The sequence below is a fragment of the Zeimonas sediminis genome (genome assembly GCF_023721795.1).
Lineage (GTDB): Bacteria > Pseudomonadota > Gammaproteobacteria > Burkholderiales > Burkholderiaceae_E > Zeimonas > Zeimonas sediminis.
The window spans coordinates 1187631-1213842 of record NZ_JAMQYE010000001.1 but is presented as its reverse complement, the minus strand read 5'-3'; the positions used below and the strand labels follow the sequence as shown (position 1 = coordinate 1213842).

The window sequence follows — 26212 nt, the reverse complement described above, 5'->3', positions numbered from 1 at the left end:
CGAAAAGGGAGGAGCTCTGTCTGAGCGAGCCCGCAGGGCTCGCGAGTTGAGCTCCGACCCGCCGGCGACGAGGTAGACGCCGGAACCCCTCGCCGCAGGCGAGGGGCGCAGCCGTATGTCCGGAAACGGAATCCCCCCGAGCGCCGGCCGGGCGAATCGATACCGAACGACGGCGCCCGACAAGAGCGGCAAGCCCGAGCGTCAGTCCCCGCTGGCCGGGAGCACCTCGCCGCGGCACTCGCCGAACCCTATCCTCGCGAACCCCTCCCGCTCGCACCACCCGCGCAGGATCACCGCATCGCCGTCTTCCAGGAAGGTGCGGTTCTCGCCGTTGGCCAGGCTCACCGGATTCTTTCCGCCCGCCGACAGCTCGATCAGCGCGCCGGCCTCGTCCAGCGACGGGCCGGACTGGGTGCCGGTGCCGAGCAGGTCGCCGGGCTGCAGGTTGCAGCCGCCGATCGAGTGGTGGGCGACCATCTGGCCGACCGTCCAGTACGAGTGACGCAGGCTGGTGTGCGACAGCCGGCAGGCGCCGCTGCCGTCGGCGCGCATCTTCGCGCTCTCCAGCCAGGCCTCGAGCTGCATGTCGATCGCGCCGTGGCGGCGGACGCCTTCGCCGTCGAGGTAGGCGAGCGGCTGCGGGTCCTCGGCCGGCCGGGTCCACTCGGTGCGGTAGGGGGCAAGCGCCTCGAGCGTGACGATCCACGGCGAGATCGTGGTCGCGAAGTTCTTGGCCAGGAAGGGGCCGAGTGGCTGGTATTCCCAGGCCTGGATGTCGCGCGCCGACCAGTCGTTGAGCAGGCACAGCCCGAAGACGTGCTCGTCGACCCGGTCGATCGGGATCGGCTCGCCCAGCGGATTGCCCGGGCCGATCCACACGCCGACCTCGAGCTCGTAGTCGAGGCGACGGCAGGCCGAGAACATCGGCGAGCTCTGCCCGGGCGGCATGATCTGCCCCTTCGGCCGGCGAAAGCGCTGGCCGCTGACGCCGATCGACGAGACCCGGCCGTGATAGCCGATCGGGATCCACTTGAAGTTCGGCATCAGCGGGTTGTCCGGGCGGAACAGCCGGCCGATGTTCGTGGCGTGGTGCACCGAGGCGTAGAAGTCGGTGTAGTCGCCGATCTTCGCGGGCACCGCGTACTCGGCCTCGCGCTGCGGCACCAGGCAGCGCGCCAGCGTGCCCGCTTCGGCCGCGCCCTGGCGCAGGACCCGCGACAGCGCGAGCCGCAGCGCCGACCAGTAGCGGGGGCCGAGGGCCATCAGGCCGTTCAGCGAGGGGCCGGCGGCGTGCGAGGCCGCGACCGCCGCCTCGCCGGAGAAGGCGCCGGCGGCGTGCGCGGCGGCCAGGTCGAGCACCTGGTCGCCGATCGCCACGCCGCCGCGCCACGCCTCGGCGCTGTCGCGCCGGCGGAAGACCGCGAAGGGCAGGTTCTGGATCGGGAAGTCGGTGCCCGGCGTGTTGGCCGAGGCGATCCAGCTGCGCAGGCCGATGTCGTGGGTTTCGTTGATCATGGCTTTCCGTTGAAGTGCTTGTCGAGTCCCTGCCAGCACTCGAAGTAATCGCGTTGCAGCTCGGCGGCTTCGAGCGCGAAGCGCGTCGGCCTGATCGGCAGGCGCGTCTCGAACATGAAGGCCATCGTGTCGCGGATGTAGTGCGGCTGGCTGGTGTCGGCGGCCGTGGCCTTCGCGAAGGTCTCGGCGTCGGGGCCGTGGCCGGTCATGCAGTTGTGCAGGCTCGCGCCGCCCGGAACGAAGCCGCCCTGCTTGGCGTCGTAGGCGCCGTGCACCAGGCCCATGAACTCGCTGGCAATGTTGCGGTGGAACCAGGGCGGCCGGAAGGTGTTCTCCATGGCCAGGATGCGCGGCGGGAAGATCACGAAGTCGATCGTGTCGACGCCCGGCGTGTCGGAAACCGACTGCAGGACCAGGAAGATCGACGGGTCGGGGTGGTCGTAGCTGATCGAGCCGATCGCGTTGAAGCGGCGCAGGTCGTACTTGTACGGCACGTGATTGCCGTGCCAGGCCACCACGTCGATCGGCGAGTGCCCGATCGGCGCCGCCCACAGGTGCCCGAGAAACTTGGCGACCAGCTCGAAGTCGCCCTCGCGTTCCTCGTACCAGGCGACCGGCGCGAGGAAGTCTCGGGGATTGGCAAGGCCGTTCGAGCCGATCGGTCCGAGGTCGGGCAGCCGGAACGGCGCGCCGAAGTTCTCGCAGACGTAGCCGCGCGCGCCGTCGAGCGTGCCGCCTTCCGACTTCAGGTCCGGCAGCTCGACCCGGAAGCGGATGCCGCGCGGGATCACCGCGATCTCCTGCGGCGCCACCTCGAGCCGCCCGAGCTCGGTGACCAGCAGCAGCCGGCCGAGCTGCGGCACGATCAGCAACTCGCCGTCGGCGTCGTAGAAGAAGCGGTCGCGCATCGAGGCGTTCGCCCGATAAAGGTGGATCGCGCAGCCGCTCATGGTCGCCGGATCGCCGTTGCCGCCCATCGTGGCAAGCCCGCGCACGAAGTCGACCGGTTCGCCTGCCGGCGGCAGCGCGAGCGGGTCCCAGCGCAGCTGGTTGGGCGGCGTGGGCAGGCCGGCGAAGTCGCTGGTCAGCAGCCCGTCGTCGATCCGGGCGAATGGCCGGTGCACGGCTGCCGGCCGCATCCGGTAGAGCCAGCTGCGCCGGTTCGCGCCGCGCGGCGCGGTGAAGGCCGTGCCCGAGAGCTGCTCGGCGTACAGGCCGTAGGGACAGCGCTGCGGCGAGTTGCGCCCGACCGGCAAGGCGCCCGGCAGCGCTTCGCTGGCGAACTCGTTGCCGAATCCCGACTGGTAGGCGAGCGTGCCTGCGGGATCCTGTCCGAGCAGGCTGCCGCGGGCCGCGGTGTCTGTGGCGCCCATGTCATCCTCCGATCGTCTTCGCAAGGCGGAACCCCGGCGGGCGTTCGCGAACGAGCCCTGGCCGGACGATGGCGCCATTCTCGCATCCGGCGCGAGGCCGCGCCCGATGCGGCCGGGGATCTCCCGGGGGGGCGCCGGCGCCGCCCGCGGCTCAGCGGAACACGACGGTCTTCGAGCCGTTCAGCACGATCCGGTGCTCGGCGTGCCATTTCAGCGCGCGCGCCAGCACGACGCTCTCGACGTCCCGGCCGATCGCGGTCAGCGTCGGCACGTCCATCGCGTGGTCGACCCGGGCGACGTCCTGCTCGATGATCGGCCCCTCGTCGAGGTCGGTCGTCACGTAGTGTGCGGTCGCGCCGATCAGTTTCACGCCGCGGTCGTGCGCCTGCTGGTAGGGCCGCGCGCCCTTGAAGCTCGGCAGGAACGAGTGGTGGATGTTGATCGCCCGGCCTTCGAGCCTTCGGCACAGGTCCGCCGACAGGATCTGCATGTAGCGGGCCAGCACGACCAGCTCGACGCCCTCGCACTCGGCGATCTCCATCAGCCGCGCCTCGGCGTGCGCCTTGCCGGCCGGCGTGACCGGCACGTGGTGGAAGGGAATGTCGTAGGACGCGGCCAGCTGGTAGAAATCGCGGTGGTTCGAGACGATCGCCCTGATGTCGATCGGCAGCAGGCCCGAGCGCCAGCGGAACAGCAGGTCGTTCAGGCAGTGGCCCAGCTTCGACACCAGGATCAGCGTCGGCATCGGCCGCGCGGCGTCGGCGAAGCGAAAGCGCATGCCGAAGCGCTCGGCCACCGGCGCGAAGGCTGCGGCGAAGTCGGCCTGGGGTGCACTGAAGTGCACGCGCATGAAGAACAGGCCGGTGTCCCGGTCGTCGAACTGGCCGGCTTCGAGGATGTTCCCGCCCTGCTCGAGCAGGAAGCCGGAAACCGCGTGGACGATGCCCGGGCGGTCGGGACAGGAGAGCGTGAGGATGTGGCCGTCGTTCATCTCGTTGCCAGGTTCCGCGGGTCAAGAGGGCAGGCCGGAATCCGGGTCCGGGCAGGATTGCGGGCGCAAGTGTATCCCTTCGAGTCAACCGGGCGCTGCGGCGAGCGTTGAAAGCATTGCCCCCAACCCGATTTCCCGCGCGCCGCCCCGATGACAACTTCTGCCTCCGCAGCGTCCGCTGCGCTGCCCGATGCCCCGGCCGTGGCCGCCGGACCCTCGCCCGAGGCAGTCGAAGCGCTGAAGCGCTTCCGGGTGATCTTCCGCTCGGTGCGCCAGCACTTCCACGAGGTCGAGCGGCGCTGCGGCGTGTCGGGCTCGCAGCTGTGGGCGCTGTCGGTCATCGTCGGCGCGCCGGGCATCAAGGTGAAGGACCTCGCGCAGTCGATGGCGGTCCACCAGTCCACCGCCAGCAACCTGATCGAGCAATTGTCCCGACAGGGTCTGATCCGCCGCGAGCGGGATCGCTTCGACCACCGGATCGTCCTGCTGCACCCGACGGATGCCGCACGGGGCGTGATGGAGCGCGCGCCGAAGCCGCTCAGCGGCTTGCTGCCCGACGCGCTGGGCCGCCTCGATCCGGAGAGGCTCGCGCTGCTGAACGACTTGCTCAAGGATGTGGTCGCCGGCATGAGCGGGGTCGAGCCCGAGGCGGCCAACACGCCGCTCGCCGATCTCTGAACCCGACCGGCCCGCTCGCGAGTCGCGCCGGTCGCGGCCCGCAGGAGGGGGGCGACGGCCGGGCCGAGGCGCCGGCTCAGTTGCGCTGGCGTCCCGCGAACTGCGCCAGGGCGACGCCGCCGAGCGTGATCGCCGCGCCCGCCAGCTTCACCACGGTGAAACGCTCGTCGGTGACCAGCCATGCCACCAGGCCGGCGACCGGCGGCATCAGGTACATCAGCGGTGCGGTCCGGGCCACGCCGCGCACCGCGTTGACCCAGCCCCACACCAGCCAGCCGGCGAAGGCCGAGATCACCACGGCCCACAGCAGCCCGGCCCAGATCGGCAGCGGCACCGCGGTCCAGTCGGTGGCGAGGCCCACCGGCAGCGATGCCAGCACGATCGGAACGCTTCCGAACAGCGTCGCGTAGCCCATCACCGTGATGCCGCCGTGCCGCTGGATCAGCGGCTTGGCCGCCACCGTGTACCAGGAGAAGAAGCTGGCGGCCACCAGCAGGAACAGGTCGCCGCCGGTGGCCTGCCAGCGGCCCACCAGCAGCTTGTCGGACAGGAAGACCAGCACGCCGACCAGCGCCAGCGCCACGCCGCCCACCTGCGCGCGGGTGAGCTGCTCGAGGCCGACCCAGCGCAGGATCAGCAGCGTGAAGATCGGCCCGCAGGAAAGGATCAGCGAGCTGGAAAAGGCGGTCGACCAGTGGATGCCGTGCGTGACCATGCCCACGTGCAGCGCGTGCCCGACGAAGCCGAGCCTGGCGAGCGCCCACAGGTCCTCGGCCGGCACCCGCGGAAAGCGCAGGCCGTAGGCGTGGACCAGGATCGCCAGCGCGCAGGCGGGCATGATCAGGTAGCGGACGAACAGGAAGCCGGTCGGGGACAGCACCTCGAACACCGCCTTCTGCACCGAGAAGTTGATTCCCCAGACCACGATCAGGCCGAGCGACACCGCCAGCGCGATCCGGTCGCGCCGGTCGTGGGCGGCGGCGATGGCGGCAGGGTCGGTCATGGGGCGCGCTTCGGGGGGCGTCGGTCGAGCTTCAGAGGCCGGCGGTCATGCCGCCGTCCACGAACAGCACGTGGCCGTTCACGAAGTCCGACGCCTGCGAGGCCAGGAAGACGGCCGCGCCGCCGAGTTCCTCGACCCGGCCCCAGCGCCCTGCCGGAACGCGCCGCTCGATCCAGGCGGTGAAGTCGGGGTCGGCCACCAGCGGCCGGGTCAGCTCGGTGTCGAAGTAGCCGGGGGCCAGGCCGTTTACCTGGATGCCGTGGCGCGCCCAGTCGACGCACATGCCCTTGGTGAGCATCCGCAGCGCGCCCTTGGTCGCCGAGTAGGGTGCGATCGAGGCGCGCGCGGCCTCGGCGTTGACCGACAGGATGTTGACGATCTTGCCTCGCCGTCGCGCGATCATCCCCTGCACGACCGCCTTGCTGACCAGGAAGACGCTGGTCAGGTTGGTGTCGACGATCCTTCGCCAGTCCGCCGTGTCGAATTGGTCGAGCGGCGCGCGGATCTGGATGCCGGTGTTGTTGACCAGGATGTCGATCGGCCCCTCCTCGCGCTCGATGCGGTCGACGGCGGCGATCACCGCGGCTTCGTCGGTCACGTCGAAGGCCGCGACGCCTGCGGCGATGCCTGCCGCCGCGAGCCGCTCGCGCGCTTCGGCGAGCGTGGCCGGGTCGCGTCCGTTCAGGACCACGGCGGCGCCCGCCCGGCCCAGCGCCTCGGCCAGCGCGAGGCCGATGCCGCGGCTCGAGCCGGTCACCAGGGCGCGGCGGCCGCTCAGGTCGAACAGGGCATTGGGCGAGGGGCCGCCGGCGCGGGAGCCGGCTTCGTTCGTTGGGCTGGTCATGATCGGTCTCGATTCCGTCAGATCGGGGACGTTTCCAGGGGCAAGCGAAAGCATGAACCGGGTGCGGCCCGGCGGCCCGGGCCGGCGTTCCGGAAAGGCCACCTTCCCGTTGCCTGTGCCGTCCGGCTTCCGGCCGGGGTCGCTCGAAGCCCCGCAGGGGCCCTCAGCGAGGGGCCGGCGCCGGGCCCGAGGCGGCGGCCGGCTCGGACGCCGGGAGGGGGGCCGGAACCGGGGCCGGCTGGGCGGGAAGCCACGCCGCGAAGAGCGTGGCGAGCGCCGAGATCCCGGCCAGCATCAGCAGCAGGGTCGTGAAGCCCGAAGCCTTGACCAGCGGGCCCAGCAGCCAGACCGCCAGCGAACTGACCCCGAAGGACACCGCAAGCCGCATGCCGGTGACCCGGGAGCGCATCCGGTCGTCGACGAAGCGCACGATCAGCGCATCGGTGAAGGGGATGGCGCCGAAAACGAAGATCATGAACACGATCATCACCGCGTAGAAGGCCCAGCCCTGGCTGGCCGCGGCCAGGCCGAACAGCACCGGCTGCATCGCCATGATCGCGAGCATCAGCGTCTTCATCGGCACCCGGTCGATCAGCCGGCCCACCACCACCTGGGCGAGCGAGGCGATGCCGTACACGCCGGCCAGCAGCGCCCCCATCAGCGCCGGCTGCTCGAGAAGCAGCGGCAGGCGCGACTTCAGCAGCTCGCCGTTGCCGTTGGTGGTGAAGTTGAAGATCAGGCCGCCGGTGACCGCGGTCAGCGTCATCACGACGAAGGCCCGCTGGCGGTCGCGCGCCGAGATGTCCAGCGCCTTGCCCGCGCGCCGGGCCGGCGACTCGGTCTCGGCCGGGGCCACCTTCATGAACAGCAGGCCGCAGGCGATCGCGACGACGCCGGGCACCACGAAGGCGGCCCGCCAGCCGGCGAACTGCACGAGCAGTCCGGTGGAGATCGCGGCCAGCGCGATCCCGAGGTTGCCGGCCAGCCCGTTGACGCCGATCGTTCGGCCGGGCCGCGTGGCGCCCTGCACCAGCATCGGGATGCCGACCGGGTGGTAGATCGACGCGAACGCGCCCATCAGCGCGAGCGCGGCCGCCATCTGCCACGGATTCTGCGTGGCGGCCACCAGCAGCGTGGCGGCACCGATGCCGAAGAAGAACACCAGCATCATCGAGCGGCGCCCCCACAGGTCGCCGAGCCGACCCGAGGGCACCGAGCCCAGGCCGAACATCACGAAGGCGCCGGCCGTGTAGGGCATCAGGTCTTCCCAGCGCCCGACGCCGAAATCGGCCGCGATCGCGCCCACCGCCGTGGCGAAGATCAGCAGCACCAGGTGATCGAGGGCGTGGGCGATGTTGAGCAGCAGCGAGGTCATGGTCGGTGGCCTGCGGATCGGCCCGGGCCCTGCCGGGCGCGGCGGCGCCGGAATCGTCGCCGAAACGCCCAGCTTAAACCTTTGCAGTCCGGTCAGAAATGTTGCCTCAAAGCGATTTGTTAAAATCGGACCTTCCAGCAGGGAGATCGTGCAGCATGCAGTTGAACCAGAGTCAGTCGCCCGAAACCTCCTCCGCCGTCGACGCCGCGGCCGCCCAGGCGGCGCGTCAGGTCGCCGAGCCGACCCGGATCTTCTTCGACGGCGATTCGACCGATGTCCGCGACAACTACGTGGACCTGATCCGCGACCACGCCGAGCGCTTCAATTCCGGCCCCGGCGGCACCCTGATCGTGTCCGGCCACGCCAATCCGGTCGAAGACCCGGAAGAGGCGGTGGCGCTGAGCATGGATCGCACGCAGGCGGTGGCGTCGCTGCTCGAGAAGTTCGGCGTTCAGAGCCACCGGATCGTGCGGGTGAGCCACGGCGCGAATGCGCCGATCGCCGACGTCGAGGACGAGCGCGCGAACTGGGCCAACCGTTGCGTCGAGATCCGCCAGGGCAGCCTGACCCCGCGCCAGCCGGTCTGGTCGCAGCGTTCGCGCAAGAACGGCGCACGCCGCTGAGTCCGGGCGCTGCGCATTCCGCCGTGCGCCGCGTTGCGGCGCATGCGGTCGGGCTTCGCAGGCCGGTCGGCCGGCGCGGCACTGTGTAAAATCACAGTTTTGGCCCCCTGAGCCCCGAGGGCCGACGCGCCGATGTCCAATCTTCTCGCCAACCTGAACGAACAGCAGCTCGCGGCGGTCACGCTGCCGCCGCAGCATGCGCTGATCCTGGCGGGCGCGGGCAGCGGCAAGACCCGGGTGCTGACCACCCGGATCGCCTGGCTGATCTCCACCGGCCAGGCCAGCCCCCAGGGAATCCTCGCGGTCACCTTCACGAACAAGGCCGCCAAGGAGATGCTCACGCGCCTGATGGCCATGCTGCCGATCAACACGCGCGGCATGTGGATAGGCACCTTCCACGGGCTGTGCAACCGGATGCTGCGCGCGCATCACCGCGACGCGGCGCTGCCGCAGACCTTCCAGATCCTCGATTCGCAGGACCAGCTCGCGGCGATCAAGCGGCTGCTCAAGACGCTGGGCGTCGACGACGAGAAGTACCCGCCGCGCAACCTGCAGCACTTCGTCAACCACTGCAAGGAGCAGGGGCTGCGCGCTGGCGAGGTCGAGGTCTACGACGACTACAACCGGCGGATGGTCGAGCTCTACGCCGCCTACGACGACCAGTGCCAGCGGGAAGGCGTCGTCGACTTCGCCGAGCTGCTGCTGCGCAGCTACGAGCTGCTCCAGCGAAACCAGCTGCTGCGCGAGCACTACCAGCACCGCTTCCGCCACGTCCTGATCGACGAGTTCCAGGACACGAACGTGCTGCAGTACAAGTGGATCGGGCTGCTCGCCGGCGGCCCGGCGGGCTCGGCCGCCGTGTTCGCGGTCGGCGACGACGACCAGAGCATCTACGCGTTTCGCGGCGCCAACGTCGGCAACATGGCGGCCTTCGAGCGCGAGTACCGGGTCGCCAACCTTATCAAGCTCGAGCAGAACTACCGCTCGCACGGGCACATCCTGGGCTGCGCCAACGCGCTGATCGCGAACAACGCCAGGCGTCTGGGCAAGAATCTCTGGACCGATGCCGGAGAAGGCGAGCCGGTGCGCGTCTACGAGGCGATGACCGACGGCCAGGAGTCGCAGTGGCTGGTCGAGGAGATCAGGAGCCTGGTGGGCGAAGGCCGCGCGCGCAACGACATCGCGGTGCTCTACCGCTCCAACGCGCAGTCGCGGGTCATCGAGCACGCGCTGTTCTCGGCGGGCATCCCGTATCGGGTCTACGGCGGCCTGCGCTTCTTCGAGCGCGCCGAGATCAAGCACGCGCTCGCCTACCTGCGGCTGCTGGAGAACCCGGACGACGACGGCGCCTTCCTGCGGGTGGTCAACTTCCCGGCGCGCGGGATCGGCGCCCGCACGATCGAGCAGTTGCAGGACGCCGCCCGCGCGTCGGGCCGCAGCCTGTTCGCCACGGTCGCGGCGATGTCGGGGGCCGCGGCCAGCAAGCTGGCGGCCTTCACCGGGCTGGTGGCCAGGCTGCGCGACGAGACCCGCCGGATGCCGCTCACCGACCTGGTCGAGCACCTGATCGAGCGCAGTGGCCTGGTCGCGCACTTCGAGACCGAGAAGGAAGGCCAGGAGCGCATCGAGAACCTGCGCGAGCTGGTCAATGCGGCGGCCGCCTTCCTGGCCGAGGAAGGCATCTCGCAGGACGTCCCGGCCCGCGACGGGGTGGCGATGGCCGACGCGCCGGCCGGCGGCGCGTCATCGGCGCCCGCTGCCGGCGCGGGACCGTCGCCTGCCGGACGGCAGGGCGCCGGCCCGGAGGTGGATGCGGGCGTCGAGGTGCTCGCGCCGGGCGTCTCGGCGGTGCGGCTCACGCCGCTGGCCGCCTTCCTCGGCCACGCCTCGCTCGAGGCCGGCGAGAACCAGGCCGGCGAGGGAACCGACGCGGTGCAGCTGATGACCGTGCACTCGGCCAAGGGCCTCGAATTCGACGCGGTCTTCATCACCGGCCTGGAAGAGGGCCTGTTCCCGCACGAGAACTCGGCCAGCGAGTCCGAAGGGCTCGAGGAAGAGCGGCGCCTGATGTACGTGGCGATCACCCGGGCGCGCGAGCGGCTGTACCTGTCTTTCTCGCAGACCCGGATGCTGCACGGGCAGACCCGCTACAACCTGCGCTCGCGCTTCTTCGACGAGCTGCCCGAGGGGTCGCTGAAGTGGCTCACGCCCCGCGTTGGGGGCGCCGCGGCCCGCGGCTTCGGCAGCGCCCGCGAAGGCTGGGGCGGCGCCTGGGAGGGCATGGGCGCGCCCGGGGGCGGCGCGCGACGGGGTCCGTGGCGCGAGTTCGGCAGCGGCGGGCGCGAGGCCGGCGACAACGGTCGTCTCTCGCAGGCCGAGCAGCGCGCCGCGCTGCGCTTCGATCGCGGCGTGCCCTGGCGGGTCGGCCAGAACGTGGCGCACGCCCGCTTCGGCGAAGGCGTGATCGTCGGCATAGAGGGCAGCGGCGACGACGCCCGGGTGCAGATCAACTTCGGGCGCCAGGGCATGAAGTGGCTGGCGCTGTCTGTAGCCAAGCTCGAGCCGATCGGCTGAGAACGCGCGAAGGAATCTACTGCGCGGCCCGGTCTCGCACCTGCGATGCTCGCCGTACTCCTCCGTACGGCTGCGCTTCTCGGCGCGACCTCGGGCCGCTCGCTACGATTCCTTCACGCGTTCCAGGAAGGTCGTGCGCACGGCCCGTGCGGTTCAGCCGGGCGGGCGAAGCTGGGCGTCGACCACCGCGTCGCGATAGGTGGCCCAGAACGAGCAGTACACCGCGGTGATCAGCACCAGCGACAGCGGCGACAGCAGCATCGACAGCAGCACCGGGCTGTCGCCGAGCAGCGAGTCCAGCAGGCGAACGCCGAGCGAGGCCACGAAGGCCACGCCGAACCAGCTCGCACCGAACACCAGGAAGGCGCCCTTGTTGCGCCAGACCGCGAAGAAGCTGAAGAAGAGCGCCTTGGCGGGAGGCACCCGGTGCCAGGCGACCATCAGCGGCGCGTACCACATCGCCATCTGGATCGGCGTGTAGACGAGCACGAACACGATCGCCGCGTACAGCAGAGAGGTGTCGTCCGGCACGACCGCGTCGCTGCCCGCCCGGCCGGTGGCCAGGCGCATCAGCTCGCCGCCGTCGGCCAGCGCCGCCAGCGCCAGCGCAGTCAGCGTGGCCGCCGCGTTGAACGCGCCAAGGACCAGCAGCGGCCGCCAGGCCTTGCCGCCCGCATCGCGGAAGCCCGCGAACAGCAGCGCCGGCGAGGGCATGCGCCCGGTTTCGGCCGCGCGCACCGCGTGCATCAGGCCGACCATCAGCGCCGGCGTCAGCACCAGCGGGCTGACCGCGCCCACCAGCGGGATCACGACCGAGAGCGACAGGAGCATCAGGTTCAGGAAGGTGATCGCGAGCAGCGCGATCGGCTGCCTCTTCAGCAGCGAAAAGCCGTCTCGAACCCAGCGCCAGCCGATGGAGGCGCGAAGCGGATTGATCTGCATCGAACGAGGAGTGCGGTGTGGCGCCGGATCAGCGGAGCGGGACTGCCGGGTCCGCGCGGCGAGCCGACAATATACGCTCGAACTCGGTCGGGTCCTTCGGCGTGACCATCTCGGCCGGCCTGGGCAGGTGGAGGTCGAACAGTCGCGACAGCCAGAAGCGCAGCGCGGCGGCGCGCAGCATCGTCGGCCAGGCCTCGGCCTCGGCATCGGTGGGCCGGCGCACCGCCCGGTAGGCGTCGAGCAGGGCGGCCAGCCGCGGCGGGTCGAAGCGGCCGTCCTCGTCGACGATGCACCAGTCGTTGACCGTGACCGCCAGGTCGAAGAGCCAGGTGTCGACGCCGGCGAAGTAGAAGTCGATGACGCCGCCCAGCCGGGGGGAGCCGCCGGCGGTTTCGTCGAACAGCACGTTGTCGCGAAACAGGTCGGCGTGCACCGCGCTGCGGGGCAGGGCCGCGTGGACCGGGCCGGCCGCGAAGCGCTGCTGGGTGGCGAGCTCGTCGCGCAGCAGCGCCGCCTGCGCGTCGGACAGGAAGGGCAGCACCTTGGGCGTCGTCTCGATCCACCACGGCAGGCCGCGCAGGTTGGGCAGCGCGCCCGGGTAGTCGACCGCGGCCAGGTGCATTCGCGCGAGCGCCGCGCCGACCAGCGCGCAGTGCGCCGGCCCCGGATCCATTCGCGCGCGGCCAGCCAGCCGGGTCACCAGCGCAGCCGGCTTCCCCTTGAGCGTCGACAGGAGCCGGCCCTTCCGGTCGGCGACCGGGTCCGGGCAGGCGATGTCGTGCGAGGCGAGGTGCTTCATCAGCTCCAGGTAGAACGGCAGCTCCTGCGGGGAGAGCCGCTCGAACAGCGTCAGCACGAAGCGGCCGCGGGCCAGGTCGACGAAGTAGTTCGTGTTCTCGATGCCCGAGGCGATGCCCTCGAAGCCGAGCAGCTCGCCGAGGTCGAACGATTGCAGCCAGCGCGCGAGCTCGTCGCGCGAAACGGTCGTGAAGACGGCCATGTCAGAGGTACAGCAGCTTGTCGCTCTCGTCGGCCGTCGGCACGAAGCCGCGCGACTGGTAGAAGTCGAAGATCGCCTCGACCGCCTCGGCCGGCTGGTCGACCACCTGGATCAGGTCGAGGTCCTCGGCCGAGATCAGGCCGTTGGCGACCTGCTGCTCGCGCATCCAGTCGAGCAGGCCCTTCCAGAAGCGCGAGTCGACCAGGATCACCGGGATCCGCCGGCCCATCCGCGTCTGGATCAGCGTGAGCACCTCCAGCAGCTCGTCGAGGGTGCCGAAGCCGCCCGGCACCGCGACGAAGGCGGTCGCGTACTTGGCGAACGCGACCTTGCGCGCGAAGAAGTGGCGAAAGCCGAGCGAGATGTCCTGGTAAGCGTTGCCGAGCTGCTCGTGCGGCAGCTGGATGTTCAGGCCGATCGATGCCGAGCGTCCTTCGAACGCGCCCCGGTTGGCCGCCTCCATGATGCCGGGGCCGCCGCCGGAGATCACCGCGAAGCCGGCGTCGGAGAGCTGGCGGGCCAGGTCGACGGTGAACTCGTACCAGCGGTGGCCGGGCCGCACGCGCGCGCTGCCGAAGATCGAGACCGCGGGGCGGACCTCGGCCAACCGCTCGGTCGCCTCGATGAACTCTGAGATAATTCCCAGGATGTGCCAGGACTCGCGCGCTTTCAGCGAGGTCGAGCGATCCTGGTCCGTGATCGCTCGCAACTGCGGCACCTGCTTGCTGCTGGACATGTCTGACGAAACGCTTCTGCTGGTCGACGGCTCGAGTTTTCTCTATCGCGCGTTCCACGCGCTGCCGGACCTGCGGAACGGCGAAGGCGAGCCGACCGGCGCCGTCTACGGCATGGTCGCGATGCTACGGCGTCTGCGCAACGACGGCAAATTGGGCGGCGGCGCCCGGATGGGCGCCGTGGTCTTCGACGCGCCGGGTCCCACCTTCCGCGACGACTGGTATCCCGAGTACAAGGCCACGCGCAAGGCGATGCCCGACGACCTGCGCAAGCAGATCCCGGTGATCCACGAGCTGGTGCGCGCGCTCGGCTGGCCGCTGGTCATGGTCGAGGGCATCGAGGCCGACGACGTGATCGGCACGCTGGCCCGGCAGGCGAGCGAGCGCGGCATGAAGACCGTGGTCGCCACCGGCGACAAGGACCTGGCACAGCTGGTCGACGACAAGGTCGTTCTGGTCGACACGATGACCCGCGACAGCGGGCCGCCGAAGCCGCTCGATCGCGACGCGGTCGTCGAGAAGTTCGGCGTGCCGCCCGAGCGGATCGTCGACTGGCTCACGCTGGTCGGAGACACCGTGGACAACGTGCCCGGCGTGCCCAAGTGCGGCCCCAAGACCGCGGTCAAGTGGCTCGAGCAGTACGGCTCGCTCGACGAGGTCCTGGCGCACGCCGACGAGATCAAGGGCGTGGTCGGCGAGAACCTGCGGCAGTCGCTCGAGTGGCTGCCGACCGCGCGCAAGCTGGTCACCGTCAAGACCGACTGCGAGCTTCCCGAGGAATTCGCCGAGTTCGAGTCGGGGCTCGTGCTGGCGGACGACGACGACGAGCGCCTGCGCGAGCTCTACACCCGCTGCGGCTTCCGCACCTGGCTGCGCGAGCTCGAGGGCGAGGCGCCCAGGCAGCCCGCCAGGGTGTTCGGGGCGGGGCCGGCGGCCGGCGGTCCGACCGGCGGGCCGGCAGACGGCGGCGCGGCCGGCACGGGCGAGGCCGCGGCCGGTCGGGCTACGGGCTCGGACGAGACGGCGCAGCAGCCGGGCCATCCGGTCTACGAAACCGTGCTGACCGACGAGCAGCTCGACGCCTGGATCGCCCGGATCGGCAAGGCCGAGCTGGTGGCCTTCGACACCGAGACCACGTCGCTCGACCCGATGCGCGCCGAGCTCGTCGGCCTGTCGCTGTCGGTCGAGCCCTGGCAGGCCTGCTACGTGCCGGTGGCGCACGACTACGCCGGCGCGCCCGGGCAGCTCGGCCGCGACCACGTGCTGGGCAAGCTGCGCGCCTGGCTCGAGAGCCCGAAGCACCACAAGGTCGGCCAGAACCTGAAGTACGACGCCCACGTGCTCGAGAACCACGGCGTGAGGCTGGCCGGCATCGAGCACGACACGCTGCTGCAGAGCTACGTGCTCGAGGCCCATCGCTCGCACGACATGGACTCGCTGGCCGAGCGTCACCTGCAGCGGCGCACGATCCGCTACGACGAGGTCACCGGCAAGGGCGCGAGCCGGATCGGCTTCGAGCAGGTGGCGGTGGAGCGGGCCACCGAGTACGCGGCCGAGGACGCCGACGTCACGCTGCACCTGCACCGCACGCTGTATCCGCGCATCGCCGAGGACGAGCGCCTGCTCGCGATCTATCGCGACATCGAGGTGCCGGTGTCGGTGATCCTGCAGCGGGTCGAGCGCAACGGCGTGCTGGTCGACGTGCAGGCGCTCGCGAAGCAGTCCGACGAGCTGGGCCGCAAGCTGATGGCGCTCGAGAAGCAGGCCCACGAGGTCGCGGGCCAGCCCTTCAACCTGAACTCGCCCAAGCAGCTCGGCGAGATCCTGTTCGGCAACCTGAAGCTGCCGGTGGTCAAGAAGACCGCCAGCGGCGCGCCGTCCACCGACGAAGAGGTGCTCGCGAAGCTCGCCGAGGACTACCCGCTGCCGCGGCTGCTGCTCGACTGGCGGGCGCTCGCCAAGCTCAAGAGCACCTACACCGACAAGCTGCCGCAGATGGTCGACCCGAAGACCGGCCGGGTGCACACCAGCTACTCGCAGGCGGTCGCGGTCACCGGGCGGCTCGCGTCGAGCGACCCGAACCTGCAGAACATCCCGGTGCGCACGCCGGAAGGCCGGCGCATCCGCGAAGCCTTCGTCGCGCCGGCCGGCGCGAAGATCGTGTCGGCCGACTATTCGCAGATCGAACTGCGGATCATGGCCCACATCTCGGCCGACGCGGGCCTGCGCCGCGCCTTCGCCGAGGGCATGGACGTGCACCGCGCGACCGCGTCGGAAGTCTTCGGCGTGGCCCCGGCCGACGTGAGCGCCGAGCAGCGCCGCTACGCCAAGGTGATCAACTTCGGCCTGATCTACGGCATGAGCGCCTTCGGCCTGGCCCAGAACCTGGGCATCGAACGCGACGCCGCGAAGAACTGGATCGACCGCTACTTCGCCCGCTATCCCGGCGTGCGCGAGTACATGGACCGCACCCGCGCGCTGGCCCACGAGCAGGGCTACGTGGAAACCGTGTTCGGCCGGCGCCTGTGGCTGGCCGAGATCAACAGCCCCAACGGCCCGCGCCGCTCGGCCGCCGAACGCGCCGCGATCAACGCGCCGATGCAGGGCACCGCCGCCGACCTGATCAAGATGGCGATGATCGCCGTGCAGCGCTGGCTCGACGACGAGGGCCTGCAGAGCAAGCTGATCATGCAGGTGCACGACGAGCTGGTGCTCGAGGTGCCGGACGGCGAGCTCGACCTCGTGCGAGAGCGGTTGCCCGGGCTGATGACCGGCGTCGCCAAGCTCGACGTGCCGCTCGAAGTCGAGGTGGGCGTCGGCGCGAACTGGGAGCAGGCGCACTGAGCGCGCGCCCGGCGGTTCGTCCGCCCGGGCGGCGAGGCGGCCAGCCGCATGCCGGACAGTGGCTGCGCCCCTCGCCTGCGGCGAGGGGTGCCGGCGTCTACCTCGTCAGCGGCGGGGCGGCCCCAAACTCGGCTCGCCGCAGGCGAGCCTCAGACATGGGGCCGCCCTGATCGCCGCTTCCTTCGGTAGCCCGCCGCTTGCCACAAGGTCCGGCATGCGGCTGGCCGCCTCACCGCCCTCGAGTTCGTGCAAGGGCTCGGGACGAGCGAGCCGCCGGGCGGGCCTGCCGGGTGCGCGAACCGGGTGGGCGGCCCGGCCCGATGCAGAACGTCGTGTCGAGGGCGGCGAGCGGGGCAGCTGCGACGCCGGACCTTGTGGCAAGCCGCGTGCTGACGAAGGGAGCGCGGGAAAAGGCGCGCAGCCTGTTTGAGGATCGCCGCAGGCGATCCGAGTTCTGCGCGCCCCCGCGCGGACGAGGCAGACGCGGGAACCCCTCGCCGCAGGCGAGGGGCGCAGCCACTGTCCGGCGTCGCAGCTGCCCCGCTCGCCGCCCGGCGCACGCAAAGAGAGGAAGAGGAGCAGTCGCCGGGATTAGCTGAGCGGCACCTCGAAGCCGCGCTTCACGCCCGGCCGCGCCATCATCGCCTCGAACCAGCGCTTGACGTTCGGAAAGTCGGCCAGGTCGACCTTGTGCCGCTCGTGCCGCCACACCCAGCCGACGATCGCGAAGTCGGCGATCGAGAGGTCGCCGGCGAACCAGTCGCGGCCCTCGAGCCGACGGTCCATCACGCCGTACAGGCGACGGTTCTCCTTGGTGTAGCGCTCGAGGCCGTAGCGACGGTCCTCCTCGCTCTGCAGGCCCAGGAAGTGATGGACCTGGCCCGGGATCGGCCCGAAGCCGCCCATCTGGAACATCAGCCACTCGTAGACCGGGATCCGCGCGGCAAGGTCCTTCGGAAGGAACTTGCCGGTCTTCTCGGCCAGGTAGAGCAGGATCGCGCCGGACTCGAAGACGCTGACCGCCTTGCCGCCCGGGCCGTCGGGATCGACGATCGCCGGGATCTTGTTGTTCGGGCTGATCTTCAGGAACTGCGGCTCGAACTGCGCGCCTTTCGTGATGTCGATCGGGGTCACGTGATAGGGGAGGCCCATCTCTTCCAGCGCGACGCTGATCTTGCGGCCGTTCGGGGTGTTCCAGGCATACAACTCGATCGTCATCGGGTTCTCCGTTGTTGATGTTGCGGGTCCGGGAAGGCCGGTCCTTGATGTTACACTGTCGCATCTGGCTCGACGCTCACGCGGTCCTCGCGACTCGAGCCGGACACAGGTCCGTCGCCGCACGACGGGCTCCTGACCGCGTTCCCCCGGGATTCTTCTCGTGATCCTCGCAATGATCGTCGTCGCGACGGTGCTCGGCGGCGCCGCGAGCGTGCTCGCCGCCGCCGCGCTCTCGCTGACGCTGCTCGCCGGCATGGTGCGGCAGCTGGTCAGCCTGTCGGCCGGCCTGCTGCTCGCCACCTCGATCCTGCACGTGATCCCCGAGGCCTTCGAGTCGGGCGCCGACCTGCACGCGCTCGCCTGGACGCTGCTGATCGGCCTGATCGCCTTCTTCCTGCTCGAGAAGCTGGAGATCCTGCGGCACAGCCATCACCACGAGGGCGACGGTCACCACCACCATCACGGCCACGACCGCGAGGCCGCCGGGCCGGGCGGCACGCTGATCCTTGTCGGCGACTCGATCCACAACTTCGCCGACGGCGTGCTGATCGCGGCGGCCTTCATGGTCGACGCCAACCTCGGCTGGCTGACCGCACTGGCGATCGCCGCGCACGAGATCCCGCAGGAGATCGGCGACTTCATCGTGCTGCTGAACGCCGGCTACACCCGCAAGCGCGCGCTGCTGTTCAACGTGATCAGCGGCATGGCCGCGGTCGTCGGCGGCGTGGCCGGCTACTTCGTGCTGGCCGAGTCGGCGCAGCTGCTGCCCTACGTGTTGGTGCTGGCGGCCGCCAGCTTCATCTACGTGGCGCTGGCGGACCTGGTGCCGGACCTGCACCGCCACTCGCGCCATCGCGGCGAATGGAAGGTCCAGTTCGCCCTGATGATGGTCGGCGTGGCGATCGTGGCGCTGCTGACGACGCGGCTGCACGTTCACTGAGGGCGTTCGCTCGGGTCTCGATTGCCGGCATGCGTCCGGGCGGCGAGGCGGCCAGCCGCATGCCGGACAGTGGCTGCGCCCCTCGCCTTCGGCGAGGGGTACCGGCGTCTACCTCGTCAGCGGCTGGGCGGCCCCAAACTCGGCTCGCCTGCGGCGAGCCTCGGACATGGGGCCGCCCTGATCGCCGCTTCCTTCGGTAGCCCGCCGCTTGCCACAAGGTCCGTCATCCGGCTGGCCGCCTCACCGCCCTCGAGTCCGTACAAGGGCGCGGGCTGAACGACCCTCCAGGCAGCCGCACTGATAGCGCGCCCCCCGGGAAGTCCGCGCGTCCTCCAGGCCCGGCGGCGGGGAAGGCGCGATCGGGACATTGGGGCGCGCCGCGTGCTGACGAAGGGAGCGCGGGAAAAAGGCGCGCAGCCTGTTTGAGGATCGCCGCAGGCGATCCGAGTTCTGCGCGCCCCCGCGCGGACGAGGCAGACGCGGGAACCCCTCGCCGAAGGCGAGGGGCGCAGCCACTTGTCCCGATCGCGCCTTCCCCGCCGCCGGGCCGGGCGCACGCCACCATCAGAGCGAGCGCGCTCAGCGAAGCGCCGCCAGCAGCGCCTCGAAGCGCGCCGGGTCGCGATGCGTGTTGTCGTACCGGATCAGCTCCGGGAACTCGACCGGGTTCGGGTCGAAGCGCCGCTTGCGGTACTCGTCCCAGTGCTCGAGCTTGTAGCGATCGCGATGGTCGCCGCGGGCGACGATCCGGCGCTTCGCTTCGGCCTCGTCGAGCGCCACCCAGACCACCCGGATCGGCGTGTCTTCCGGCATGCCCAGCGCGCGCGCGTCGAACATGCGCCGGCTCTTCACTTCGCGCGAGAAGGGGCCCACCAGCACCACGTTGACGCCGAGCGCGATGTTCTCCCGGGCGATGTCGAGCAGGCCCGAGTACTCCTGGTCGCGCAGGTTCTCCAGGTAGGTCGGGCTGTCGCGATCGTCGGGGTCGCCGGTCAGCAGGCCCATGACCTTCGAGCTGAACGCGCCGTAGACCGTGTCCTTGTCCAGCATGCAGAAGCTCTCGCCGGTGGCCGCGTGCAGCCGCGGGATCGCGATCCGCGCGAGCGTGCTCTTGCCGGTGCCGGCGTGCCCGGCGAAGACGATCAGGCGGGGGGCGCTCGCGCTCACGGCCGGCTCGCGGCGTCGCTCAGGGCTCGGCCCCGGTGGCGACCGGCCGGGCCGGATCCGCGCACCATTCGCTCCAGGACCCGGGATAGAGCATCGAGCCGCCCAGCCCGGCCAGCTCCATCGCGAGAATGTTGTGGCATGCGGTCACGCCCGATCCGCACTGGTGCATGACCCGGTCCGGCGAGCGGCCCGCGAGCAGCGCCTCGAACTCCTGGCGCAGCACTTCGGCGGGCTTGTAGCGGCCGTCCGGCCGAAGGTTCTGCTGGAACGGCCGGTTGATGGCGCCAGGCACGTGGCCGGCCACCGGATCGAGCGGTTCGGTCTCGCCGCGGTAGCGTTCCGGCGCGCGCGCGTCCACGAGCAGCCGCTCGCGGGTGCCCAGGTTGGCGAGCACCTGGGCGGAATCCACCGACGGGGCCAGCGACGGACGCTCGCTCAGCCTGCCGGGAGCGGCGGGGGCCTTCGGCGCCTCGCGCGTGACCGGAAAGCCGGCCTTCGTCCAGGCGGGCAGGCCGCCGTCGAGCACCGCCACCGCGCGGTGGCCCAGCCAGCGCGCGAGCCACCACAGCCGCACCGCGAACATCCCGCCCTGCGCGTCGTAAACGACCAGCTGCCGATCGTCGGTCAGGCCGATCGCCTCGAGCCGGCGACGCATCGTCTCGCGGTCGGGCAGCGGGTGCCTGCCGTTGCGCCCGTTCTTCGGGCCCGCAAGGTCGGTGTCCTGGTGCATGAACCATGCGCGCGGTATGTGGCCCTCGGCGTAGCCGCGCGGGCCGGCCGCCTCGTCGAACAGGTCGTGCCGGCAGTCGACGATCACGCAGCCGTCGAGGATGGCGGCGAGGGTCTCTGCATCGATCAGCGTTGTGTGGATCATCGCGGCGATTCGCTTGCGGAAGGAGTGGGCGGGGCGACCGCGTCGAGCGCGGCGGCTTCGTCGGCCGGCGCGCCGGCCGCCTTGTCGCTGCCGACGGCAGCCGGCGCGGCAGCCGTGGTGCCGACCGGCGGCTGCGGCACCAGCGACGCGCCGATGCCGCTGGCCACGATCAGCGCGATGCCGGCCAGCTCGAGCAGGTCGTGCGACTCGCCGAACAGCAGCCAGCCCAGCAGGGTGGCGAATACCACGCCACTGTACTGCAGGTTCGCGGCGAGCAGCGTGCGTCCCCGGCCGAATGCGCGGGTCATGCACAACTGGCCGATCGCCGCCAGGATGCCGATCGCGAGCAGCGCCGGAAGGTCGCTGGCCGCGACCGGGCTCCAGCCGTCGCTGGCCGTTGCGGCCAGCGCCCCGAGCGCGCAGTTGACCACCGAGAACCAGAAGACCGTGCGCCACTCGGGCTCGCCGGCCCGGCCGAGCGCGCGCACCTGCAGGTAGGCGATCGCGGTCAGCACCGCGCCGAGCAGGCCGACCGCGAACGCGAACTCCTGGCCCTGCCCGATGGACGGGCGCAGGATCATCAGCACCCCGGCGAAGCTCGCGGCCATCGCGAAGTAGAGCAGGCGCCGGGAAGGGTGCCGATCGCCGCGCCACCAGAGCATCGCCGCCACGGCCAGCGCGATGAAGATCGGCGAGGTGTAGTTCAGCGTGAAGGCGGTGCCCATCGACAGCGGGCCCAGCGTGTAGAACCAGCAGAACATCGCGAAGGTGCCGATCACCGAGCGCGACGCGTGCATGCCGAAGCGGCCGGAGGCCGCCGGGATCCGGTGCCAGCGCAGGAAGGCGCCCATCAGCGCGATGCCGACCACGCCGCGCCAGAAGACCAGCTCGAAGGCGCCGAACGACGAGGACGCGAGCAGCTTGATCGTGGCGCCCATCAGCGAGAACGCGAGCGAGCCCGCGATCATCCACAGTGCCTGCATCAGCGCCGGCCCGTGAAGCGCGCCGCGCGGCCCGGCCGCCGGCCGGGCCCGGGGCCGCGGTCAGTCACCGACCGGTCCCAGCTCGCGACGCAGGAACTCGTGGAAATGCTGCATGCCGTCTTCCATCGGGCTCTGGTAGGGCCCGGCCTGGTTCTCGCCGCGATCGAGCAGCGCCCGGCGGCCGGCGTCCATGCGCAGCGCGATCTCGTCGTCCTCGACCGCGGTCTCCATGTAGGCCGCGCGCTCCGCCTCGACGAACTCGCGCTCGAACAGCACGATTTCCTCGGGGTAGTAGAACTCGACGATGTTGGTCGTGTGCTGCACCCCGCGCGGGATCAGCGTGGACACCACCAGCACGTGCGGGTACCACTCGACCATCACGTTCGGGAAGTAGGTGAGCCAGATCGCGCCGTGACGCGGCATCTCGCCGCGATTGAACTTCAGCAATTGCTCGTGCCAGCGCCGGTAGGTGGGCGAGCCGGGCTTCTTCAGCGCGTCTGCGATGCCGACGGTCTGCACCGAATACCAGTCGCCGAATTCCCAGCGCAGGTCCTCGCAGGTCACGAAGTGGCCAAGCCCCGGGTGGAAGGGGGCCACGTGATAGTCCTCGAGGTAGACCTCGATGAAGGTCTTCCAGTTGTACTGGCACTCGTGGATCTCGACGTGGTCGAGCATGTAGCCCGAGAAGTCGAATTCCTGGCGCACGCCAAGCTTCGCGAGGTCCTTCGCGACGTCGCGCGGGCCCTCGAACAGCAGCCCCTGCCAGTTCTGGAGCGGCGTGCGGCCGAGGTTCAGGCAGGGCTGTTCCTCGAAGTGCGGCGCGCCCAGCAGCTCGCCCTTCAGGTCGTAGGTCCAGCGGTGCAGCGGGCAGACGATGTTGCCGGTGTTGCCGCGGCCGTTCAGCATGATCGCCTGACGGTGGCGGCAGACGTTGGAGAGCAGCTCGATGCCGGACTCGTTGCGCACGAGCACGCGCCCGCCGCGCTCGGCCTCGAGCGCGTGGTAGTCGCCGGGCTCGCGCACCATCAGCTCGTGGCCGACGTAGCGCGGTCCCTTGCGGAAGAGCGTCTCGATCTCGCGCTGTAACAGCGCCTCGTCGAAATAGGCAGAGACGGGAAGCTGCGTGCGCGAGGGGGTGAGGTACTCACGACGACCCAGATCCGACATCCTGACCCTCCAGATAAAAAAGTCGAAGGACGGAACCAAGCCCGGCGGCGGAACTGGCGGACTTCCCTGCCCGGGAGCCCGCAATGGACGTCCCGCGAGGGGAATCCGGCCGCAGCCGACAAAAGGCGAAAGGATACCCCGATTGGGGAAGCCGGGTAAAATCGAGGTTTTGCCGAATCGCGCGCAGGATCGTCCTCCGATGGCCCGTACAAAAAGTCCCGAAGCGGGACCCGACGCCGCCGACAGTGCCGGCGGCTCCCAGGGCGTTTCGCCCGCCGCGCCTGACACCCCCGACCGATTCGAATCGGCGCTCACCGAGCTCGAGGCGATCGTCCAGCAGATGGAGGGCGGATCCCTTAGTCTCGAGCAGTCGCTGGCGGCTTACCGCCGGGGCGCCGAACTGGTCGGCGCGGCCCGCAAGGCGCTGGCCGACGTGGAGCAACAAGTCCGTATTCTGGAAGCCGACGTCCTGAAGCCCTTTGACGCCGGTCAGGACGACGAAGCGTGAGCGCAGGGATCCAGGTGCCGGCTAGCGGCAAGTCCTTTGCCGACTGGACGGCCGCGCATGCCGCGCGGGTCGAGCGCGCGCTCGAGGCAGCGCTGCCTGCCGCCGACGAGCATCCGGTGCCGCTGCACGACGCGATGCGCTACGCGGTGCTGGGCGGCGGCAAGCGGGTGCGCCCGCTGCTGGTGCTGGCCGCCGGCGAGGCGGTCGGGGCGCCCGGGGAGGCCCTCGAACGGGCGGCCTGCGCGGTCGAGATGATCCACGCCTATTCGCTGGTCCACGACGACCTCCCGTGCATGGACGACGACGTGCTCAGGCGCGGCCGGCCGACCGTCCACGTGGTGTGGGGCGAGGCGCTGGCGATGCTGGTGGGCGACGCGCTGCAGGCGATGGCCTTCGAGGTGCTGGCCGGGGTCGACCGGCCCGCGGCGGCGCGCATGGTGGCCGAGCTGGCCGCGGCGGCCGGCTCGCGCGGCATGGCCGGCGGCCAGGCGATCGATCTCGGCGCGGTGGGCGCCTCGATGAGCCGGGACGCGCTCGAGGACATGCACCGGCGCAAGACCGGCGCGCTGCTGCGCGCCTCGGTGCGGCTCGGCGCGATGTGCGGCGAGCCGGGCGCGCAGGGCACGGGCGCTCGCGGTGCCGGGCCGGGCAATGCCGGGCAGGGCGGCTTCGGCGACCTCATGGCCCGGCTCGACGAGTACGCCGGGGCGATCGGGCTGGCTTTCCAGGTCGTCGACGACATCCTCGACGTGGAAGGCGATGCGGCCACGCTCGGCAAGACGGCCGGCAAGGACGCCGACAGCAACAAGCCGACCTACGTGTCGGTGCTCGGCCTCGCCGAAGCGAAGCGCCTGGCCGCCGAGCTCCACGCTGCGGCGCTCGCGGCGATCGAACCGCTCGGCGAGTCCGGCCGGCGACTGCGCGAGCTCGCGGACCTCATCGTGCTGAGGCGCTCATGACCGACATGTCCGACGCCAAGCGCGACGATACCGGCTGGCCGCTGCTCGCCACGATCGACGAGCCCGCCCAGCTGCGCAGGCTCGAGCGCGCGCGCCTGCCCGAGCTCGCCGGCGAGCTGCGCGACTTCGTCCTGCAGTCGGTCTCGCGCACCGGCGGCCACCTGTCCTCCAATCTCGGCACCGTCGAGCTCACGATCGCGCTGCACTACGTGTTCGACACGCCGCGCGACCGACTGATCTGGGACGTCGGCCACCAGAGCTACCCGCACAAGATCCTCACCGGCCGGCGCGAGCAGATGCCCACGCTTCGGCAGCTCGGCGGCATCTCGGGCTTCCCGAAGCGAAGCGAGAGCGAGTACGACGCGTTCGGCACCGCGCACTCTTCCACGTCGATCTCGGCGGCCCTGGGCATGGCGGTCGCCTCGCGCAACAAGGGCGAGAACGAGGGGCCGGACCGCCGGCGCCACGTGGCGGTGATCGGCGACGGCGCGATGACCGCCGGCATGGCCTTCGAGGCGATGAACAACGCCGGCGTCACGCCCGACATCGACCTGCTGGTGATCCTGAACGACAACGACATGTCGATCTCGCCGCCGGTCGGGGCGCTGAACCGCTACCTTGCCCGGCTGCTCTCCGGCAGCTTCTACTCGAAGGCGCGCGACCTGGGCCGGGCGGTGCTGCAGAACGTGCCGCCGCTGTTCGAGCTCGCAAAGCGGCTCGAAGAACACGCCAAGGGCATGGTCGTTCCCGGCACGATGTTCGAGGAGTTCGGCTTCAACTACGTGGGCCCGATCGACGGCCACGACCTCGACAGCCTGATCCCCACGCTGCAGAACCTGCGCGAGCTGCGCGGCCCGCAGTTCCTGCACGTGGTCACCCGCAAGGGGCAGGGCTACAAGCTCGCCGAGGCCGACCCGGTGCTCTACCACGGGCCCGGCCGCTTCGACCCGGGGCAGGGCATCGTCAAGTCCTCGGCGCCGGCGAAGACCACCTACACGCAGGTGTTCTCCGACTGGGTCTGCGACATGGCCGAGGCCGACGAACGGCTGGTCGCGATCACGCCCGCCATGCGCGAAGGCTCGGGGCTGGTGGAGTTCGAGAAGCGCTTCCCGAGGCGCTACTTCGACGTCGGCATCGCCGAGCAGCACGCGGTCACCTTCGCGGCCGGCATCGCGTGCGAGGGGCTCAAGCCGGTCGTCGCGATCTACAGCACCTTCCTGCAGCGCGGCTACGACCAGCTGATCCACGACGTGGCCCTGCAGAACCTGCCGGTCTTGTTCGCGCTCGATCGCGCGGGGCTCGTGGGCGCCGACGGCGCCACGCACGCCGGCGCCTACGACTTCGCCTTCCTGCGCTGCGTGCCCAACCTGGTCGTGTACGCGCCGTCCGACGAGAACGAGTGCCGGCAGATGCTCTACAGCGCGTTCCGGCACGACGGACCCGCCGCGGTCCGCTACCCGCGCGGCGCCGGCATCGGCGCGCCGGTGAACAAGGCGTTCGTCGAGATCCCGCTGGGCCGCGCCGAGTTGCGGCGCGAGGGCAGGCGGATCGCGATCCTGGCCTTCGGCACGATGCTCGCGCCCGCGCTGGCGGCGGGCGAGGCGCTCGACGCCACCGTGGTCAACATGCGCTTCGTCAAGCCGGTCGACGCCGACCTGCTGGTCGAGCTCGCCCGCACGCACGAGGCCTTCGTGACCGTGGAAGAGCACGTGGTCATGGGCGGCGCCGGCAGCGCGGTCGCCGAGGCGATGGCCGCGCGGCGCATCGTGCTGCCGCTGCTGCAGCTGGGCCTGCCCGACCGCTTCATCGACCACGGCGACCAGGCGCAGCTGCTGCGCCTCGAAGGCCTGGACGGCGCCGGCATCGAGCGCTCGATCCGGGACCGCTTCGGCGCGTAGTC

Annotated in this window: 22 protein-coding genes; 8 read left to right on the top strand and 14 right to left on the bottom strand. The window is 70.9% G+C overall.

Annotated elements, in window-relative coordinates; genetic code table 11:
* Positions 1-201: 201 nt before the first annotated feature.
* The 3 genes from fahA to purU form a co-directional block, all read right to left on the bottom strand.
* Positions 202-1515 carry a fumarylacetoacetase gene (fahA, locus tag M6I34_RS05690; RefSeq protein WP_272484732.1) on the bottom strand — a complete coding sequence of 438 codons (1314 nt, stop codon included), beginning with the start codon at positions 1513-1515 and terminating at the stop codon, positions 202-204.
* On the bottom strand, positions 1512-2888 hold the full coding sequence (hmgA, locus tag M6I34_RS05685; protein ID WP_272484731.1) for a homogentisate 1,2-dioxygenase: 1377 nt from the start codon (positions 2886-2888) through the stop codon (positions 1512-1514). Before hmgA ends, fahA begins: the two co-directional genes overlap by 4 nt.
* A 151-nt stretch (positions 2889-3039) precedes the next feature.
* Positions 3040-3879, bottom strand: coding sequence for a formyltetrahydrofolate deformylase (gene purU / locus M6I34_RS05680; protein ID WP_272484730.1), 840 nt, complete (start codon positions 3877-3879; stop codon positions 3040-3042).
* Between the two features lie 150 nt (positions 3880-4029).
* Here purU and M6I34_RS05675 point away from each other — a divergent pair, with 150 nt between their 5' ends.
* Positions 4030-4557 (top strand): MarR family winged helix-turn-helix transcriptional regulator, encoded by a 528-nt coding sequence (locus M6I34_RS05675; protein ID WP_272484729.1) that lies wholly within the window; start codon positions 4030-4032, stop codon positions 4555-4557.
* Positions 4558-4633: 76 nt separating this feature from the next.
* On the opposite strand, the gene M6I34_RS05670 is transcribed toward M6I34_RS05675, so the two are convergent.
* The 3 genes from M6I34_RS05670 to M6I34_RS05660 form a co-directional block, all read right to left on the bottom strand.
* A complete protein-coding gene (locus M6I34_RS05670; protein ID WP_272484728.1) occupies positions 4634-5560 on the bottom strand; it encodes a DMT family transporter in 927 nt (308 codons plus the stop codon).
* Between the two features lie 31 nt (positions 5561-5591).
* Entirely contained in the window at positions 5592-6404 is an 813-nt protein-coding gene (locus tag M6I34_RS05665; RefSeq protein WP_272484727.1) for an SDR family oxidoreductase, read from the bottom strand.
* 163 nt (positions 6405-6567) lie between these two features.
* Complete coding sequence (locus M6I34_RS05660; protein ID WP_272484726.1) at positions 6568-7779, bottom strand: MFS transporter; 1212 nt, start codon at positions 7777-7779, stop codon at positions 6568-6570.
* A gap of 155 nt (positions 7780-7934) precedes the next feature.
* On the opposite strand from M6I34_RS05660, the gene M6I34_RS05655 reads away from it, so the two are divergent.
* Together M6I34_RS05655 and M6I34_RS05650 are read left to right on the top strand one after the other, a co-directional pair.
* Positions 7935-8402, top strand: a complete 468-nt coding sequence (locus tag M6I34_RS05655) for an OmpA family protein (RefSeq protein WP_272484725.1) — start codon at positions 7935-7937, stop codon at positions 8400-8402.
* 132 nt (positions 8403-8534) lie between these two features.
* Positions 8535-10976 carry a UvrD-helicase domain-containing protein gene (locus tag M6I34_RS05650; protein WP_272484724.1) on the top strand — a complete coding sequence of 814 codons (2442 nt, stop codon included), beginning with the start codon at positions 8535-8537 and terminating at the stop codon, positions 10974-10976.
* 153 nt (positions 10977-11129) lie between these two features.
* Here the strand turns inward: M6I34_RS05650 and M6I34_RS05645 are convergent, their stop codons facing one another.
* Genes M6I34_RS05645 through M6I34_RS05635 form a run of 3 tightly spaced genes read right to left on the bottom strand, consistent with a single transcriptional unit; the run spans position 11130 to position 13654 of the window.
* On the bottom strand, positions 11130-11918 hold the full coding sequence (locus M6I34_RS05645) for a BPSS1780 family membrane protein (RefSeq protein ID WP_272484723.1): 789 nt from the start codon (positions 11916-11918) through the stop codon (positions 11130-11132).
* 28 nt (positions 11919-11946) lie between these two features.
* A complete protein-coding gene (locus M6I34_RS05640) occupies positions 11947-12918 on the bottom strand; it encodes a homoserine kinase (protein ID WP_272484722.1) in 972 nt (323 codons plus the stop codon).
* A 1-nt stretch (position 12919) separates the two neighbouring features.
* Positions 12920-13654, bottom strand: a complete 735-nt coding sequence (locus M6I34_RS05635; RefSeq protein ID WP_272484721.1) for an LOG family protein — start codon at positions 13652-13654, stop codon at positions 12920-12922.
* Here M6I34_RS05635 and polA point away from each other — a divergent pair.
* On the top strand, positions 13653-16496 hold the full coding sequence (gene polA, locus M6I34_RS05630) for a DNA polymerase I (RefSeq protein WP_272484720.1): 2844 nt from the start codon (positions 13653-13655) through the stop codon (positions 16494-16496). The two genes, M6I34_RS05635 and polA, sit on opposite strands and share 2 nt — an antisense overlap.
* Before the next feature lie 591 nt (positions 16497-17087).
* On the opposite strand, the gene M6I34_RS05625 is transcribed toward polA, so the two are convergent.
* Positions 17088-17714: a glutathione S-transferase family protein gene (locus M6I34_RS05625; protein WP_272484719.1), complete on the bottom strand. Its 627-nt coding sequence runs from the start codon at positions 17712-17714 to the stop codon at positions 17088-17090.
* A gap of 160 nt (positions 17715-17874) precedes the next feature.
* On the opposite strand from M6I34_RS05625, the gene M6I34_RS05620 reads away from it, so the two are divergent.
* The gene (locus M6I34_RS05620) at positions 17875-18654 is read left to right on the top strand and encodes a ZIP family metal transporter (protein ID WP_272484718.1); all 780 of its coding nucleotides are present in this window, start codon (positions 17875-17877) and stop codon (positions 18652-18654) included.
* Positions 18655-19233: 579 nt separating this feature from the next.
* Here M6I34_RS05620 and M6I34_RS05615 read toward each other — a convergent pair.
* From M6I34_RS05615 to M6I34_RS05600, 4 genes are read right to left on the bottom strand one after another with little or no spacing between them, the layout of a single operon-like run.
* Complete coding sequence (locus M6I34_RS05615; RefSeq protein WP_272484717.1) at positions 19234-19821, bottom strand: P-loop nucleotide/nucleoside kinase family protein; 588 nt, start codon at positions 19819-19821, stop codon at positions 19234-19236.
* A 19-nt stretch (positions 19822-19840) separates the two neighbouring features.
* A complete protein-coding gene (locus M6I34_RS05610) occupies positions 19841-20692 on the bottom strand; it encodes a sulfurtransferase (protein WP_272486613.1) in 852 nt (283 codons plus the stop codon).
* Entirely contained in the window at positions 20692-21678 is a 987-nt protein-coding gene (locus tag M6I34_RS05605; RefSeq protein WP_272484716.1) for a DMT family transporter, read from the bottom strand. The genes M6I34_RS05610 and M6I34_RS05605 overlap by 1 nt, the downstream gene beginning before the upstream one ends.
* A gap of 60 nt (positions 21679-21738) precedes the next feature.
* Positions 21739-22845: an aromatic ring-hydroxylating oxygenase subunit alpha gene (locus tag M6I34_RS05600; RefSeq protein WP_272484715.1), complete on the bottom strand. Its 1107-nt coding sequence runs from the start codon at positions 22843-22845 to the stop codon at positions 21739-21741.
* 199 nt (positions 22846-23044) lie between these two features.
* On the opposite strand from M6I34_RS05600, the gene M6I34_RS05595 reads away from it, so the two are divergent.
* The 3 genes from M6I34_RS05595 to dxs are packed head-to-tail and all read left to right on the top strand — an operon-like array spanning position 23045 to position 26210.
* Entirely contained in the window at positions 23045-23353 is a 309-nt protein-coding gene (locus M6I34_RS05595; RefSeq protein WP_272484714.1) for an exodeoxyribonuclease VII small subunit, read from the top strand.
* Positions 23350-24312, top strand: coding sequence for a polyprenyl synthetase family protein (locus tag M6I34_RS05590; protein WP_418953469.1), 963 nt, complete (start codon positions 23350-23352; stop codon positions 24310-24312). The genes M6I34_RS05595 and M6I34_RS05590 overlap by 4 nt, the downstream gene beginning before the upstream one ends.
* A gap of 5 nt (positions 24313-24317) precedes the next feature.
* The gene (gene dxs / locus M6I34_RS05585; protein ID WP_272486611.1) at positions 24318-26210 is read left to right on the top strand and encodes a 1-deoxy-D-xylulose-5-phosphate synthase; all 1893 of its coding nucleotides are present in this window, start codon (positions 24318-24320) and stop codon (positions 26208-26210) included.
* Positions 26211-26212 lie beyond the last annotated feature (2 nt).